Below are 17,524 nucleotides of genomic sequence, written 5' to 3'. Positions count from 1 at the left end.
AATTTATCAATTTGCATAAAAAATAAAAAGAAGTGGTAGATTTAATAAAAAATTCTACCACTTTGTCAACAGCCTGAGGGATGCATGTGCATCCCTTTTTTAGAACCAAAATATTGGAATTGTATATTCACAGGTTTTTCATATCTTTTTTATATAATATATATAATAAAAGTCTATTATATTTTCAAAGATAAGTAAGGAGCTCATCAATATGAAAAAGAAAACAAAAGGCATTATATTCATGATAGTTGTTGTGATAGCACTCATTGTTATATTTTGTAATCAGCCAGTTGAAGTTAATAGAGAAATTCGTCATAATACAATCCATAAAAGAGAAGATATTCGATTGGTTATGGATAAGGCACTTGCCAATATGGATCAAGATGGTATAACAGTAACAGATGTCTATTATGATGGAATGGAAAGTCAGACATTTGAAAAGAATCTGATTCATGATGGGTATCAGGATGCTATAGTTGTTTATTTAGATTTTCATACAGGCTTTTTTCAGGCACCACCTGAATTTGGGAAAAATGCATCTGTGTCAGGATATCAATATGAATGTGTTCAAAACTCTCAAGGTGAATGGGTATTATTTGGAAACGGATATAGATAAATATTGTGATGGGTATAAAAAAATGTACGATGTGTGTGTCGTACATTTTTTTGTATATTTCAATTGTATTAGTCTCCTACACCAAAATCGGTAGGATCACATAAAAAGTCATAGCGTGGATCATCTTGTAAATAGGCATAGTTTTGCATAAACCATTGAATTAAAGATTCATCTCTTTTGATAGGTGTTGAATTATTACGATAAATACTGATTGTTCCATAATCGAAATGATGAGTTAAAATATCCATATCTTTTTGAATCATTTCTTTTGTTTGTCCTTGAATACCAACCATCAGGCAAGGTGAATCAAAATATTTTTTTAATTCCTCAATGCTTGAAAAAGTCGCATTCTTATTGAGAACACGATTTCTAAAATCATCATCAAAAGATTCAACACCAATTTTTACAATCATATCAATACCAAAGAAATCTCTGATTTCCTGAATACGTTGATGATAAATCCAGTGACTTTCTACAAAGAGTGTGTGAATATTTTTATCATGAATAATTTGTTTAATCAGTGATAGTGTTGCTTGAGGTAATTCAAAAATACTGGCAGAGTCAATGATTTCTAAAACACCATATTCACCAGTGACATGACTTAAAACGTCCTGATTGATTTTGATCATTTCTTCTGTACATGTAGAATTATCTTCAATATAATCACAAAATGTGCATTTTGACCAGGCACATGGTCTGGCTTTTAAAAGAACGATTTCTCTTTTGTGCTTGTTTTCAATGCGGCTGTATCTTTCCATGCTATCCCCCATTTCTCATAAAGATGTCCTCTTTCAATAATCGCCTTTGTTAGACATACAGCAAAGAATTTATCCAAGTAATCAGTAAAAACTTGAACAAGCAAGATACTGAATACTAATGGTAATCCTAAGTGATGAAAGACAACAACAAAAGTGCTGCTGGCACCAGAAGTGATTCCGTTAAATAAACCAGCTGTAATGCAGGCACTCAATAATGATGTTGGAATACCAACTAATAATGAACCAATAGGTGTACGCCATCCTTTGAGCCATTTGCCATGATAGAGTAATCCAGCAAAGAAGCCTGTGAACAGTTGCACAGGAGCATAATAGAAGGAATACATATCAAAAGTGATTCCACTCGTTATACTTCCTAATACACCCGTTAACATGGCATATTTAGGGCCTAAAAGTCCGGCCACCAATATGGTTCCAATAGAATCCATATAAAATGGAATAGAGAGTGTCATAGCAATGAATGCTCCCATAACATTGAAAACAATCCCCATGACAATAACCATTTGCATTTTTGTTTTCTTTTTCATATTTCATTTTCCTTTCTTCTAAAAAACAGTTAGAAGCCAGAAAAGAGATGGTGAGCCATCTCTTTTCCTTAGTTTTTTATACTGGGTTTGGCTCTCGAACCAGTGTATGAACGATATTTAGTATATAAAAGATAAATATAAGTGTCAATATCATAACTACCTCTTTTATTAATGACAAAATAAAAAAAGAGAGTTTTATCTTCAATATTGAAAATAAGACTCTCTTATTGATTCTTTATTCAACGACAGGAACAAGACCAACAGCACGTATGATTTTTTGTCCGTCTTCACTTTGAATGAATTGGAAAAGATGTTGAATATTTTCATTTTGCTGACTGATAGCTCCTCTAGTTGCCATCACAAATGGTCTTTGTAAAGAATATTGTCCATTTTGAATTGTTTCTTCACTGGCTTGAACACCATCAATAGATAGAGGTTTTACTGTTTCATCAATAACATCTAATGATACATAACCAATAGCCCCAGGAATAGATTGGACTTTTGCAATGATTGGACCAGTTTCATTGACTTCATTGGCATATTGACATTGTTCTTCAATATTCAATATTTCTTCAAAAGCGCTACGTGTCCCAGAACCAGACTCACGACCAATCACAACAATAGGAAGATTTTCTCCTCCAACTTCTTTCCAATTGCGAATTTTTCCTTTATAAATATCTATTAACTGTTGAGTTGTTAAGTTATCGACTTTATTTTGTGTATCTGTCACAATCACAATCGCATCAATGGCTACAATATTTTCTGTTAAACCTTTTTCTTTTTCAGCATCTTTGAGATAACGAGAAGAATTACCAATATCAGCAGTTCCATTGAGAACAGCTTCAATCCCAGCACTTGAACCAGTGAACTGTGGTTCAAGTGATAATTCTGGATAATTTTCTTCAATGCCTTCTTTAATAGCATTGATCATTTTCTCCATAGATGTTGAACCATTTAAACTGATTTTTTGTGTTTCTATATCAGCATTGGCTGAAAATCCAAGAAATGCTAAACAAACCATAAAGACTATAACTAATATTCCAAACTTTTTCATTATTGATTCCATCCTTTATTTTTAATCACTCATACTTTAACAAATTTCTTGTAAACTATCGTTAATATTACATATATATTATGTTAAGTTTATGTAAAGTTTTAACACAAACTTAAAAAAACATTTACATTGAAGTCAAAGAAAGAACTTTTTAGAAAAACATGGAAAAAGTTTTGCCTTTTTTTGTCGTATCCTATATAATGTTTTTGGTTTAAAGGAGAGGGACTATGATTGGTGATATTGAAACACTTTGTAAATTAGCAAATATTAAAATCAATTTAATGAAAACAGATCCAAAACGTTTCTTTGTAAGAGCATTTATGGCAGGGGCATATTTGGGATTGGCTGCTATTTTATCTTATACATTAGGAGCTATGTTAAGTGACCATAGTGTTGTTGGAAAGATTGCAGTGGCTGCATCTTTTGGAATTGGTTTAGTAGCTATTGTTTATCTGGGGGCTGAATTATTTACTGGAAATTGTTTTGTAACAATCATGCCTGTATTAAGAGGAGACATGAAATTAAGAGAGATTATGCCAATGTGGGTTGTCTGTTATATAGGAAATATGATTGGTATATCTTTGATTTGTTTCTTATTTATTAAAAGTGGTGCTCAAGAAGCGATTATGCAACCTTATTTAAAGGGAATTATGGAATCTAAGTTAAATTTTGATGTCATTGATTTATTAATCAAAGGAATTTTGTGTAACTTCATTGTTTGTGTTGCAGCATATTCAGGAGTTAAGATTAAAGATGAAACAGCGAGATTAATTGTGATTATGATTTTGGTTATGACATTTGTTTTACCAGGATTTGAACACTGTATTGCAAATGGTGGTATTTTTACAATGGGAATCACACAGCTAGGTTCAACAATTGACTGGTCAATGCTGCCACTACATATGCTCATATCAACACTTGGAAATATTATAGGTGGTAGTGTTTTATTGGCTGTACCTATTTATATTATGTTTAGAACACCTCAAACAAAATAAACACAATAAAAACTGTAACAGGACTTTGAGACATGTTACAGTTTTTTTATGATTAAAAGTGAATTGAAATGTTGTTTAATTTCTATTGCAAATGTTTATGAAGGGATGGAAGTATCTATCAGAATTTTTTGATTGATAGAATTCAAAAATCATATTTATCTATTGAATGAGTAACAAAGCAAGTAAACGTTCATCATATCAAAGATGCTATGGCTATTGTTGTTTTTGAATATTAGACACAATGTATCAAAAGAGATACCCGTGAGCTTTATGGAATACAAGGCCTAGAAACACAGGTGATTGTGAAAGAAAATTAACAATGGAATCGACAACATGTTCATTATTCTAAGGCTTAATGAAAATATCATATATGATAGGAAAGTTAAAAAATGTTGATGAAATGAGTAAAAAATATACTTGAACAACTTTTTTATCATAATAAGAAAAATTGATAAGATATAACTGTTTTTTATTCTTTTTTACAAAGTACTGTTTTGCTTGAAATGTTAAAAAAATAGGAGTAAACTATGTGAGAATAAATGATTAAAGTGAGGAGGGATTATTTTGGACAAAATTATTGATGATATTGTTTCAGTAGATTTAGAGTGTTCAAAAAGGGTTGAAGAAGCTAAGAAGAAAAAACAAGATGTTCAAGCCAATATGAATGCTAAGAAAAAAGAAATCTATGATTCTTTTGTCAAAGAATATCAAGTGAAAATTGATGCTCATAAAAAAGAATTAGAAGCAAAGATTCAAGAAACAAGAGTCAAAAATGAACAAGAGTACAAAGAATCACTAAATCAGCTCTCTAGTCTTTACGAAAAGAATAAAGATGAGTGGGTTTCTACCATTGTTAATCGTTGTAAAGAAATATAGAGAAGAGGTGAGCGTATGAGTTCTTTTTCATCAAATGCTATTCTTGCCAAAGCTCGTTCTATGTATTCACATAGATTAACTGAACAAAATTATGAAGAGCTTTTAAAAAGAAGAAGCATTAATGATTTAGTTGCTTATTTAAAAAGTGAAACAGCTTATAGTGGTATATTAGCTGATTTAAAAGAAGTGAATATTCATCGTGGTCAGTTAGAAGCTTTATTAAATAAAGAAATCTTTTTAAGACTTGATCGTTTGATGAGATTTGCTTCAAAAAAGGAATTAGAATTTTATCGCTTAGGTGTTATGGAATTAGAGATTCAATTGATTTTAACAAAAGCAAGATTGATTGTATCTGATTATTACACAGGTTATGAAATTGAAATTCCAGAATATTTGAATAAATATGCAAGCTTTGATCTATATGGTTTATTGGCTATTAATGATTATGATAGTTTGTTATTTCTATTAAAAGGAACAAAGTATTATGATGCATTACTCAAATATAAGCCTAAAGATGATGAAAGATTTGATTCTAATATGTTAGAGTTAGAATTAAAGCATATTTATTATGCGCAGTATGTTGATGTCGTTAATAAGCTGTATAAAGGAAAAAAACGTAAAGATTTATTAACAATGATCAATACATCTATAGAATTACAGAATATTACAAAGATATATCGTCTAAAGAAATATTTCAATGCATCGCCAGATCAAATTAGAGAAACATTATTTATGGAATATAGCCGTATTCCAAAAAGTGTTATGTATGAACTGATTGAAACAAAGGATGCCAGTGAGTTTTTAAGAAAACTAGCTGAGTCACCATATAAATTATATGTAGATGATCATGAATTTGTATATATTGAATATTATACAGAAAAGATCAGATATAATTTAGCCAGACGTTTCATGAGATTTTCAACAGACAGTGCATTGGTTTATATGACATATAAAATTGTATATCAAGTAGAAATTGATAATCTTAAACATATTATTGAAGGTTTAAGATATGGAGAGGCACCGAGTCAGATTGAAGCGATGCTCATCTATTAGGGGGACAAGATATGGCTATAGAAGAAATGATATTGTTAAATATGACTTTTGATCGTCATGATTTGGATCAGGTCTTATTTACACTCAAAGATTCCAAGTACTTTTATCCTCAACCTGCTTCAAAGATTGTCAATAATGTTAAAGGGGTACATGCATTACAGGAAGATAATGCCTATACAAAATTATTGGATCGTTTGATTCAGGTTGCATCTGATATGAAGTTGGATTTGAATAAAGATTTGGCTCCTGATAAAACATTAAATCTTGATCAGACAGATCAATATTTAAGTGATTTAGAAGCTCAAATCAAAAATATCAAAGATGTTCAAGATCAATTGATTACTGAAAAAGATGAAAATGAAAAAACATTAGAAATCTTAACAAGATTAACATTGAGTGATGTAGATCTTGATCATTTATTGAATTGTCAATATGTAAAAGCCAGATTTGGACGTTTTCATAGACAAAATCTTGATAAAATTAAATATTATGAAGGTCGACCATTTATATTTAATAAATTAGGTGAAGATCGTCAGTATGTATATTGTTGTTATATTGTTACAAATAGCTTATTGCTGGAAGTAGACAATATATTTAAAGCGTTAGGATTTGAAGAAATAGTGATTCCTTCATTTGTACATGGGAAAGTCAATGATGCAAAAAAGGAATTAGAAGAAGAAGTTCATGCGATGACGGAATATATCTTACGCATGGATCAAAAGATGACAATTTTAAGAGAAACACACAAAGTTGATTTGTTGAAACTTTATTCAACAGGATTATTCTTACAAAGAATAGAATCATTTAAAATCTTTGTTGTGGATTTCCAAAGTAAGTGTGCAATTTATGGATTTATTCCAAAACGTATGATTGAGGAATTCAAAGATATGTTAAAACATATCAACGGTATGGAGTATCAGGAACTACCAGCTGATATTTTAGATCATCAGCAAGTTATGGCTCCAACAGTTGTACACAATGCGAAAATTGTCAGACCATTTGAAATGCTAAGTAAAGTGAAGCAATCAGATAAGATTGATACAACAATCGCTATTGCAGTACTTTATTATGCAGTCTTTATTATCTTTTTGGGGGACTTAGGAGTTGGAGCTATACTTGCGTTGCTTGGACTTCTTATGAGAAAGAAAAAAATGGGAAATTTATTTCTTTCACTTGGTGTAGCAGCATTGCTTGGAGGACTTATTTATGGAGATGTTTTCTATACAATCAGTCTTTATCCAGCCATAGCATTACCATTGTCAACAGTTTATAAACTTGTTGATGGAATTATTCTTTTGATTGTTGGAACTTTTACAATTGGTGCATTTAAGAAAATGTATCTACAAGATTCAACAATGGAGAAAGTCCTTTCCATGAAGGGAATTTGTGGTTTGATTATTGTTTATGCACTTCTTGTGTATTTTGGTTGTGTGTATGAAGCACATATTAATTTACCAATCATGCCATTTGCTATTGTGATTGTTGCTTGCCTTGTGTTTGTTTTGGCAAAGTCAATTTTAAAGAAAAAAGCAGAATAAGGAAGGGAGAAATATATGGCAATAGCAAAATTAAAGCTTTTGGAAATTGAATTTCCAGCACAGCAGTATGATGCCGTGTTATTAAAGCTCATTAATCTTGATAATTTTCATCCCGAGCCAGCTTCAAAATTTGCTGATTCAGTACAAGGGTTATCGGTTTTAAATCGTGAAAATCCATATGCTGATTTAATCGCAAGAATGGAAGAAGCAAGGGATAAATATCATCTTCAATTAAAATGTGCTGATGTTGATAATGTTCGTATGAATATTATTCAAGCTGATACATTTTTCTGTAATGTATTAGAAAAAGCTGCACAGATTGAAAAAGTCAAAGAAGATTTACTCGCAATGATTCAAGAGAATGAAGCAACAATCTCTCAATTAGAGCATATGATTGATGCAAATATTGATTTTGATAGATTATTCTCTTGTAAATATTTACAAATTCGTTTTGGTCGTTTACCAACAATGAATTTAGATAAATTAAAATACTATGGAGAACAGAAATTCTTATTTAAAGTTCTTCATAAAGGAACAAAAGAAACTTATTGTAGTTATATTTCAACAGCTGATAATGCTCCTGAAATTGATAACATTTTCTCTTCATTGTATTTTGAACGTATTCATATTCCTGAATTCGTACATGGTAAACCTAGCGAAGCATTAGAAGTTTTAAAAGAAGAAGACGACACAGCTAAACAATATATTCAAGTGCTTGATCAAAGAATTGAAAAACTGTTTAGTGAAAATATGGAAGAAATGAATCATATTTATTCTATTTCTAAGAAATTAAATGAAACATATGATGCTCAAAAATATGTCGTTGTCTTTGGTAAAAATGCTGCCGTTTATGGTTTTGCTGAAGAAAAAGATGCAAAGAATATCAAAGAAGAATTTGAAAAGTTAGATGATGTCAAAGTAGAAATCAGTTCACCAATGAGTGATTCACGTTTGACACCACCAACAAAACTTAAAAATAACTGGTTTTCAAGACCATTTAGAATGTTTGTTGAAATGTATGGTGTTCCATCATATACCGACTTTGATCCAACCAATTTAGTTGCGATTACATATACTTTCTTATTTGGTATGATGTTCGGTGATGTTGGACAAGGGATTGTTTTATCGCTGGTTGGATACTTCTTCTATAAATGGAAAGGTATGCAGCTAGGAGCTGTAGGAGTGCGTTTAGGTATTTCAAGTACAATCTTTGGATTTGTCTTTGGTTCTGTTTTTGGTAGTGAAGAATTATTTGAACATTTTATGGAACCAATGTTCTTGCCAATGGAGTCAGAAAATACAATGCCACTTTTAATGGCAGCCATTGCGACAGGGGTTATTTTGATTATTATTTCTATCGCATTTAATATCTTCTTAAATCTTAAGAAGAAAAACTGGGGAGAAATGTTATTCTCTCAAAATGGTGTAGCTGGACTAGTGTTTTATGTTTCAGTCTTATTATTAGTTGCCAATATGCTTGTAGGAATGAATTTACCACTCGGTGGACCAGTCTATATTGCATTATTAATCGCAATGCCAGTGGTGATGATTTTCCTAAAAGAACCATTATGTCATAAACTTGAAGGGGAAAAGATGTTCCCACATGGTTTTGGAGCATTCTTTACAGAAGCCTTCTTTGAATTATTTGAAGTTATGCTGACATTCATTGCCAATACAATGTCATTCTTACGTGTTGGAGGATTCGTTTTATCACATGCTGGAATGATGATGGTTGTTTACACATTAGCTAAAATGGTTGCTGGGGGACCAGGTATCATTAACTTTGGATATATCTTAGTCGCCATCATTGGAAATATTTTCGTTATGTGTTTGGAAGGTATGATTGTTGGTATTCAGGTTTTACGTTTAGAGTTCTATGAAATGTTCTCTCGTTACTATGAAGGAAAGGGAAAACCTTTTCAATCAATTAAAGAAAAATAAAAAAGAAATATTTGGAGGAAAAAAATTATGAATTTAGTTATGTTTATTTTACCTGCTATTGCTGTTGTTTTATTATCTTTACCATTAGTGAGAATGTTTACTTCTAAAGTAAGCAAAGAAAGTGCAAAATGGCGTTTAATGACTCATATTGGAGGATTCTTTGGAGCTGTTGCTTTAACTTTATGTTTATCAATGGGTTCAGCATTTGCCGCTGAAGGTGCTTCTATTGTTGGTACAGTTGCTCAAGGTATGGGATTTCTAGCTGCTGCATTAGCAACTGGATGTTCTGCATTAGGTGCAGGTATTGCCGTTGCTGCTGCTGCTCCTGCTGCAATCGGAGCTTTCTCTGAAAATGACAATAACTTCGGTAAAGCATTGATTTTCGTTGCTTTAGGTGAAGGGGTTGCCATCTACGGGTTATTAATTTCAATCTTAATCATCAATAACTTAGCTTAATATTTGTAAGAAAGGTCTGATTATATGAAATTTTTCTTAATCAGCGATAATATTGATACATTAATGGGACTAAGACTTGTAGGTATTGAAGGTGTGGTTGTGCATACAAGAAAAGATTTTCTTGAAGTTTTACAGTCAAAGATGAGAGATTCATCCATTGCCATTATCTTAGTGACTACAAAATTAGTTGATATGTGTCCAGATATTATATCAGAGATTAAATTAAAACAACAAAAACCACTCATTACAGAAATACCTGACCGTCATGGAAATTCTAAGATTGGTGAAACAATCGACGGTTATGTATCTGAAGCTATTGGAGTGAAATTATAGGAGAGATAGATTATGCAAAATATTGATCAAGTATTTCTCTATATGAAAGATGAAATTGAAAGACAGGCAAAAAGCGAAGAACAGGCAATTTTAAATGAAGTGAAAGCTCTTGAAGATGAAGCTTATGAATCTATGAAAGCAGAAGCCAAAAGAGATGCTGATTTAAAATTGAAACAGGAAGAAGAAGAAATGAGTTCTAACGCTTCTGCAGAAATTTCTGAAAGTCATATTGAAAGAACAAAGAAATTAATTGAAAAAAGAGATGAATATGTGAAAAACATCTTTGATCAGGCACGTGATGAATTAAAAGCTTTTGTTAAAAGTGATGAATATTTACCTTTTGTAGAAGCAAAAATTCAACGTGTTGCTGAAAATTTTAAAGATTCTAAGTCTATCATGTATGTATCTCATGATGATTTCAAAAACAAAGATGCGTTTGTGAAAGCTTTTGGAACTGATATTGAAGTTCAAGCAAGTGATGATATTCAAATTGGTGGATTTATTCTTGAAAATAAAGCATCTTCTTTAGTTGTTGATGAAACTTTAGATTTTGCTTTAAATAATCAAAAAGATTGGTTTAATAAAAATTCTGGATTAATTATTAGATAGAAACGGGAGGTATGAGTGTGAATGAAAATGTAATTTATTCAATCAATGGTCCCGTTGTTACAGTCAAAGATACAAATGCCTTTTCTATGTTAGAAATGGTTTATGTTGGTAATGCGAGATTGATTGGAGAAGTTATCTCTATCAAAAAAGAATTAACAACAATTCAGGTTTATGAAACAACAACAGGATTAAAACCAGGAGAACCTGTGTATGGAACTGGACAACCTATTTCTGTTACTTTAGGTCCTGGTATCTTAAGAAATATTTTTGATGGTATTGAAAGACCACTAGAAGAAATTGCAAAAGAATCTGGTGCTTTCATTCCAACTGGTAGCCATGTTGACCCATTGGATAAAAATAAATTATGGGATGTCACAATGGTTGCAAAAGTCGGTGATGAAGTCAAAGGTGGAGATATTTATGCTACAATTCCTGAAACTGACTTAATCACTCATAAATGTATGGTATCACCATATACAAAAGGAAAAGTTATTGAAGTGGCTCCATCTGGACAATACAAAATTGATGATGTTGTCATGAAGATTGAAACGGCAGATGGTGAAATTGTGGAATGTACATTAACACAAAAATGGCCAATCAAACAGGCAAGACCGGTTACAAAACGTTTACCAATTTCAATGCCATTAGTGACAGGACAACGTGTTATTGATACATTGTTCCCAATTGCTAAAGGTGGAACAGCTGCTATTCCAGGAGGATTCGGTACTGGAAAAACAATGACTCAGCACCAATTAGCCAAATGGTGTGATGCCGATATTATCGTTTATGTAGGTTGTGGAGAACGTGGTAACGAAATGACTCAGGTTCTTGAAGAATTTAGAGAATTAATTGACCCTAAATCTAACAAACCTTTAACAGACAGAACAGTATTGATTGCTAATACTTCTAACATGCCAGTTGCGGCTCGTGAAGCTTCTATTTATACAGGGGTCACACTTGCTGAATATTATCGTGATATGGGATATCATGTTGCCATCATGGCAGATTCAACTTCTCGTTGGGCAGAAGCGTTACGTGAAATTTCTGGACGTTTGGAAGAAATGCCTGCTGAAGAAGGATTCCCAGCATACTTGCCATCACGTTTATCACAATTCTATGAACGTGCTGGATATATGAATAACTTAAATGGAACAAAAGGTTCAGTCACAATCATTGGTGCCGTATCACCACAAGGTTCTGACTTCTCTGAACCAGTCACTCAAAATACAAAACGTTTCGTACGTACTTTCTGGGCATTGGATAAAGCTTTAGCTTATGCACGTCACTATTTTGCGATTAACTGGAATCAAAGTTATAGTGAATATATTCCTGATCTTGAAAGATGGTTCAATAAAAATGTTGATCCAAAATTCTTAAGAGATCGTCAGGAATTATCAAGTATTTTAGCTGAAGAAACAAAATTAATGGAAATTGTCAAATTAATGGGTTCTGATGTTTTACCAGATGATCAGAAATTAGTGATTGAAGTTGCTAAATTAGTACGTGTTGGTTACTTACAACAAAATGCATTCCATCCAGATGATACTTATGTACCATTAGAAAAACAATTAAAGATGATGGAAGTCATCTTATACTTATATAAACGTGGTAAAGAAGTTGTTAGTGCTGGAAAACCAATTCGTTTGATTTTGGAAACAGGTATTTTTGATAGAGTTGTCAAAATGAAATATGATGTTCCTAACAATAATTTAGCTTTATTTGATGATTATTATAAAGAAATTGATGAAGCAGTTGCATCTATTGACTAAAGGAGGAAAATGTGATGAGTCTACAATATGTAGGGTTGAACGAAATTAATGGTTCATTAGTCGTATTAGATCATGTTAAAGATGCTTCATATGACGAAATGGTCGAATTACAATTAAAAGATGGTTCAACTCGTTTAGGACGTATCGTTCAAATTGAAGGAGAAAGAGTTGTTGTACAGGTTTTTGAAGGGACAAACTCTTTATCTCTTGCCAATACAAAAACAAGATTATTAGGTCATCCAATGGAACTTCCTGTATCTAAGGAAATCTTAGGACGTGTGTTCTCTGGAGCAGGAAAACCAATTGATGGTCTTGGAGAAATCTATGCTGAAAAATCTATGGATATTAACGGTCAACCATTAAATCCCGTTGCTCGTGTTTATCCAAGAAACTATATTAACACTGGTATTTCATCTATTGACTGTTTAACAACTTTGATTCGTGGACAGAAATTACCAATCTTCTCAGGTTCAGGTTTACCACACAATCAATTAGCTGTACAAATCGTTAAACAGGCCAAAGTTAAAGATGATGATGGTAGTGGATTTGCAGTTGTCTTTGCGGCAATGGGTGTTACAAATGACGTTGCTGAATACTTCAGACGTTCTTTTGAAGAAGCTGGGGTTATGCAAAGAGTTGTTATGTTCTTGAACTTGTCTAATGACCCAATCATTGAACGTACATTAACACCACGTTGTGCTTTAACAGCAGCTGAATATTTAGCTTATGAACATGATATGCATGTTTTGGTTATTTATACTGATGTCACTTCTTATTGTGAAGCTTTACGTGAATTCTCTTCAAGTAAGGGAGAAATTCCTGGACGTAAAGGATATCCAGGATACTTATATTCTGACTTAGCTTCATTATATGAAAGAGCTGGTATTTCTAAATCAGCAAAAGGATCAGTGACACAAATTCCAATTTTAACAATGCCTAACAATGACATTACTCACCCAGTACCTGACTTAACTGGATATATCACTGAAGGTCAGATTACACTTGATTCTGAATTGAATTCAATGGGTATTTATCCACCTGTCAGTGTGCTTCCATCACTTTCACGTTTGATGAAAGATGGTATCGGTGAAGGATATACAAGAGCTGATCATTCAGATGTATCTAACCAGTTATTTGCAGCTTATGCACATGTTCAGGATGTTAAATCATTAACATCAGTTATTGGTGAAGATGAATTAACACCTGTTGATAGAAAATATATGGAATTTGGACGTTTATTTGAACAGCATTTCCTTAACCAAGGTTTCAATACAAACAGATCTATTGAAGAAACATTAGATTTAGGATGGACTTTACTATCTGTTCTTCCTAAGAATGAATTAGATCGTATTGATAATGCGGTGTTAGAACAATTCTATGATCATGAAAAGGCAGTAGCTCAATTTGATCTGCAAGAAGATACAATGATTAAAGAGTTACAGCAGGCAGTAGATAATGGCTAATCAGGTCTTTCCAACAAAAGGGAATTTGATTGCTACCAAAAAGTCATTAGAACTCGCATATTTGGGTTATGACTTGATGGATAAAAAAAGAAATGTTCTCATCAAGGAAATGATGAATTTATTAGATGATGTCAAATTGATCAGAGATGATATTACAGATTCTTATCAAAAAGCTTATTATGCTCTTCAGGAAGCGAACATGTCACTTGGTATTATCAGTGATATTGTAGAAGCTGTTCCTATTGATGAAGGATTGAGTGTGACTTATCGAAGCGTTATGGGAGTCGAAATTCCAAAAGTGAGTTATGAAAAAACACCTCTTCGTCTAGGATATGGTTTTGAAAGAGCAAACTCTAAAGTGGATTATGCATATAGATGTTTCTATCATGTTAAAGAATTAACTGTGAAATTAGCAGAAATAGAAAATGCTGTTTATCGTTTAGCCAATGCTATTCGTAAAACACAAAAACGTGCTAATGCCTTGCAAAACATTTCTATTCCTGAATTTGAAAGAACAGTGAAATTCATTAGTGAATCTTTAGATGAAAAAGATAGAGAAGAATTCTCTCGTCAAAAAGTCATCAAAACACAAAAAAATAAACAAGAAAGATTAAAGAAAGAACAAGGTCTTGAATGATCTTGTTTTTTTATCTATATAATAAAACTTATTAATTATTTGTGGATTAAAAAAGGGTTAGTGTAGTCATAATGTTAAAAAATTTTTGTATATGAGTATTGTTTGAAACTAAAAAAATAAGAAGAAATGTTTGAGATTAAATGAAAAAATAATAATACCTTAAGATTATCTTTACATGATATGAAGTAATCTCAATTTTTAACTTTATTAAAGAAAAATCAATGAATACATATATAATCTATGATATAATTTTTTTATTGAATGAAATAATATTTGTATAGATAAAATTAATAATGAATAATGTTTATTCAAGGAGTAAAATAATGATTTATTAAAGAAGAAAGGATTATTGATATTGTACAATTATTTGATAATTTTGATTTATTTGACGATATGTTTTCAATAATTATAACGTATACTAATTAAGAAAGTGAGTGATTAGATGGATGCACAACAAGAGTATTATATAAGTTTAGTTAAAAGGTTAAGAAACTTACCTAATGAAAGAGAATGGCTTGAGTTCAAAGTGGATAACAATGATCCCAAAATTATAGGTGAATATATTTCAGCGTTAAGTAATTCTGCATCAATATGTGATAAGGATAAAGCGTATATCATTTGGGGGATTGAAGATAGAACACATGACATTGTTGGTACTCAATTTAAGCCTAAACAATTTAAGATTGGTAATGAGGAATTAGAAAATTGGTTATTGAGATTGTTAAAACCAAGAGTTGATTTCCATTTTGTTGAAGTTTCTATGAATGATAAAAACATTGTGATATTAGAAATTCCACATGCACATAGTCAACCTACGAGTTTTAAAGATGAAGAATATATTAGAGTGGGATCATATAAGAAGAAACTTAAAGATTTTCCAGAAAAAGAACGTAAATTATGGCTATCTTTTGAACAAAAACCTTTTGAACTTATGTTAGCTATAGAAAATATTTCTGCTTCTAAAGTTACTGAACTTTTAGATTGTGCTGCATATTACACTCTTATGGAATTACCTTTGCCAAGTCATCGAGATGGTATTATTCATAATATGATAGATGAACAATTTATTGTTGAAATGGATAATGGTCATTATGCTATCACAAACATGGGGGCACTATTATTTGCTAAAAACATTAATGATTTTTCTCGTTTAAAACGTAAAGCTATACGTGTCATTCAATATAAAGGAAGTAGTAGGACACAGGCTTTAAGAGAACAGGTATTTACTAAGGGATATGCTATACAGTTTGATGATGTTACTGATTATGTAATGACATTAATTCCTCAAGAAGAAATTATAGAGGGCGGTCGTAGAGAAGAAAAGATTATGTTTCCTAGAAAAGCAATTAGAGAAATGATCGGAAATATGATTATTCATCAAGATTTGGCTGTGCATGGTAGTGGTCCTATTTTAGAAGTTTTTGATACCAGAGTAGAAGCTTCGAATCCTGGAAATTTAATGGTAGATATTGATCGTATTATTGATACTGCTCCGCATTCTAGAAATGAAAATATGGCTTCTTTTCTTAGAATAGTAAGAATCTGTGAAGAACGAGGAAGTGGATTTGATCGTATGGAAGAAGGAATGAATGAGCTAAAGATACCTGCACCAAAGGTTGAAACATCTGAGGATTTTACTCGTATTAAGTTATTCTGGTTTAATAATATAAGTGATTGGAAAAAAGATGATAGAATCAGAACATGTTATTTGTATACTTGTTATTGTTATATTAATGAAATAGATGTTTCTAATGCTGTATTAAGAGAAAGATTTGGTGTGAGTTCCAACAAGAAAGCTATGATTTCCAAGATTATTAAGAGTACAATTGATGCTGGTTACATTAAAATATATGATGAAACAGCTTCGATGAAAATGAGACGTTATAAACCTTATTGGGCATAAATTTTTAGTTTCTGTAAGTTTCCAGTTTTACTTTAAAAACATTAATATATATTGGAAAACCTTGAATTTATATCATAATTTTTTGTTGAAATAACTCATTTTAGTTTCCATAAGTTTCCGATTTAACTTGATAAGTGATAATACATATTAGAAATCCTTGATTTTACAACAAAATTTCATATTAAAGTGAATTGCTTTAGTTTCCATAAGTTTCCAACCATAACTAATGATTAAAAAATATTTGGTTTCTAGGAGAACGTATTTTCCATGAGCTGACGAGATAATACATTGGTACAGTTGTGGAGTTAGTTCGATTCCAATAATTATCTTCTCAATGAAAAATGGGTATTTGTTTAAGGTGAAAGTCTTTTGAGAAGAGAGATAAAAAAATTAAATGAACAGCTTTGAAGGAAAGTTTTTTGTAAAGATTTAACAAAGAAAATAAAAGAAAGAACAAGGTCTTGAATGATCTTGTTTTTTTATTTTTAAGAAATATTAAGAATTTTTTAAGAAAATTTTAGAAGTGAAACATTATACTGATAATGGGTGGTTAATATGAAAAGAAAATTATTAATGACAGTGATCTTTATCATAAGTTTATCAACAATGCTGATGGATTGGTTTGGTGGACAGCGAGGTGTTCAGGATATTTCTGGACTCATTTTATTAAATAATCCTATTGCAGTGGCATGTATGATTTTAACATTGATTGGTATATGGACTCATTATGGTGAAATGAGTTATATGCTGATCTATGTTGGTTTAACAGGTATTATGATGATGGAGATTTATGAGTTTTTAACATGGCATATCCTCACCATTTCTGGTTCTTTTAATTTAGCATTAAGCTTTGACTGGTGTAATCCAGAATTTTATATTGCTGTGATGAGTATGATAGCAACCCTTTTGATTTATAGATATTATTTTCAAAAAATGGATTTGACAAAGTCACAAGATTATGTATGATAAAGAAAAAGA

General features: G+C 31.4%; 17 protein-coding genes and 1 riboswitch. Of the genes, 14 read left to right on the top strand and 3 right to left on the bottom strand.

Annotation, left to right across the window (positions count from 1 at the left end):
- Positions 1-211: 211 nt before the first annotated feature.
- On the top strand, positions 212-616 hold the full coding sequence (locus ACESR5_RS05745) for a hypothetical protein (RefSeq protein ID WP_373154655.1): 405 nt from the start codon (positions 212-214) through the stop codon (positions 614-616).
- 68 nt (positions 617-684) lie between these two features.
- Here ACESR5_RS05745 and ACESR5_RS05740 read toward each other — a convergent pair whose 3' ends face one another.
- From ACESR5_RS05740 to ACESR5_RS05730, 3 genes are all read right to left on the bottom strand, one after another.
- Positions 685-1,374, bottom strand: coding sequence for a radical SAM protein (locus ACESR5_RS05740; RefSeq protein WP_087244110.1), 690 nt, complete (start codon positions 1,372-1,374; stop codon positions 685-687).
- The gene (locus ACESR5_RS05735) at positions 1,320-1,919 is read right to left on the bottom strand and encodes an ECF transporter S component (protein ID WP_087244111.1); all 600 of its coding nucleotides are present in this window, start codon (positions 1,917-1,919) and stop codon (positions 1,320-1,322) included. The genes ACESR5_RS05740 and ACESR5_RS05735 overlap by 55 nt, the downstream gene beginning before the upstream one ends.
- A gap of 62 nt (positions 1,920-1,981) precedes the next feature.
- Positions 1,982-2,028: riboswitch (PreQ1 riboswitch) on the bottom strand.
- Positions 2,029-2,154: 126 nt separating this feature from the next.
- Positions 2,155-2,973 (bottom strand): phosphate ABC transporter substrate-binding protein, encoded by an 819-nt coding sequence (locus ACESR5_RS05730; RefSeq protein WP_373154654.1) that lies wholly within the window; start codon positions 2,971-2,973, stop codon positions 2,155-2,157.
- Between the two features lie 227 nt (positions 2,974-3,200).
- Between ACESR5_RS05730 and ACESR5_RS05725 the strand changes: the two genes are divergently transcribed.
- The 13 genes from ACESR5_RS05725 (at position 3,201) to ACESR5_RS05665 (ending at position 17,512) form a co-directional block, all read left to right on the top strand.
- Positions 3,201-3,968, top strand: coding sequence for a formate/nitrite transporter family protein (locus tag ACESR5_RS05725; protein ID WP_087305230.1), 768 nt, complete (start codon positions 3,201-3,203; stop codon positions 3,966-3,968).
- A 564-nt stretch (positions 3,969-4,532) separates the two neighbouring features.
- The gene (locus tag ACESR5_RS05720) at positions 4,533-4,844 is read left to right on the top strand and encodes a hypothetical protein (protein WP_087244114.1); all 312 of its coding nucleotides are present in this window, start codon (positions 4,533-4,535) and stop codon (positions 4,842-4,844) included.
- A gap of 15 nt (positions 4,845-4,859) precedes the next feature.
- Positions 4,860-5,897: a V-type ATPase subunit gene (locus ACESR5_RS05715; RefSeq protein ID WP_373154652.1), complete on the top strand. Its 1,038-nt coding sequence runs from the start codon at positions 4,860-4,862 to the stop codon at positions 5,895-5,897.
- An 11-nt stretch (positions 5,898-5,908) separates the two neighbouring features.
- Positions 5,909-7,435 (top strand): hypothetical protein, encoded by a 1,527-nt coding sequence (locus tag ACESR5_RS05710; protein ID WP_373154650.1) that lies wholly within the window; start codon positions 5,909-5,911, stop codon positions 7,433-7,435.
- Positions 7,436-7,450: 15 nt separating this feature from the next.
- Positions 7,451-9,376, top strand: coding sequence for a V-type ATP synthase subunit I (locus ACESR5_RS05705; protein ID WP_373154648.1), 1,926 nt, complete (start codon positions 7,451-7,453; stop codon positions 9,374-9,376).
- Between the two features lie 27 nt (positions 9,377-9,403).
- Positions 9,404-9,832: an ATP synthase subunit C gene (locus ACESR5_RS05700; RefSeq protein WP_129738121.1), complete on the top strand. Its 429-nt coding sequence runs from the start codon at positions 9,404-9,406 to the stop codon at positions 9,830-9,832.
- Between the two features lie 24 nt (positions 9,833-9,856).
- On the top strand, positions 9,857-10,165 hold the full coding sequence (locus tag ACESR5_RS05695) for a V-type ATP synthase subunit F (protein ID WP_087244118.1): 309 nt from the start codon (positions 9,857-9,859) through the stop codon (positions 10,163-10,165).
- A gap of 12 nt (positions 10,166-10,177) precedes the next feature.
- Entirely contained in the window at positions 10,178-10,774 is a 597-nt protein-coding gene (locus tag ACESR5_RS05690; protein ID WP_087244119.1) for a V-type ATP synthase subunit E, read from the top strand.
- 17 nt (positions 10,775-10,791) lie between these two features.
- The gene (locus ACESR5_RS05685; protein ID WP_168080784.1) at positions 10,792-12,543 is read left to right on the top strand and encodes a V-type ATP synthase subunit A; all 1,752 of its coding nucleotides are present in this window, start codon (positions 10,792-10,794) and stop codon (positions 12,541-12,543) included.
- Positions 12,544-12,557: 14 nt separating this feature from the next.
- On the top strand, positions 12,558-14,006 hold the full coding sequence (locus ACESR5_RS05680) for a V-type ATP synthase subunit B (RefSeq protein WP_087244121.1): 1,449 nt from the start codon (positions 12,558-12,560) through the stop codon (positions 14,004-14,006).
- Positions 13,999-14,643 carry a V-type ATP synthase subunit D gene (locus tag ACESR5_RS05675; RefSeq protein ID WP_087244122.1) on the top strand — a complete coding sequence of 215 codons (645 nt, stop codon included), beginning with the start codon at positions 13,999-14,001 and terminating at the stop codon, positions 14,641-14,643. Before ACESR5_RS05680 ends, ACESR5_RS05675 begins: the two co-directional genes overlap by 8 nt.
- Positions 14,644-15,085: 442 nt before the next feature.
- The gene (locus tag ACESR5_RS05670; RefSeq protein ID WP_373154645.1) at positions 15,086-16,546 is read left to right on the top strand and encodes an RNA-binding domain-containing protein; all 1,461 of its coding nucleotides are present in this window, start codon (positions 15,086-15,088) and stop codon (positions 16,544-16,546) included.
- A 555-nt stretch (positions 16,547-17,101) separates the two neighbouring features.
- Entirely contained in the window at positions 17,102-17,512 is a 411-nt protein-coding gene (locus ACESR5_RS05665; RefSeq protein WP_373154643.1) for a hypothetical protein, read from the top strand.
- The last annotated feature ends 12 nt before the right edge of the window (positions 17,513-17,524 follow it).

The organism is Clostridium sp. AUH-JLR23 (genome assembly GCF_964238065.1).
In the GTDB taxonomy this organism is placed as follows: Bacteria; Bacillota_I; Bacilli_A; order Erysipelotrichales; family Coprobacillaceae; genus Allocoprobacillus; species Allocoprobacillus merdigallinarum.
This window is presented reverse-complemented; position numbering and strand designations above follow the sequence as displayed.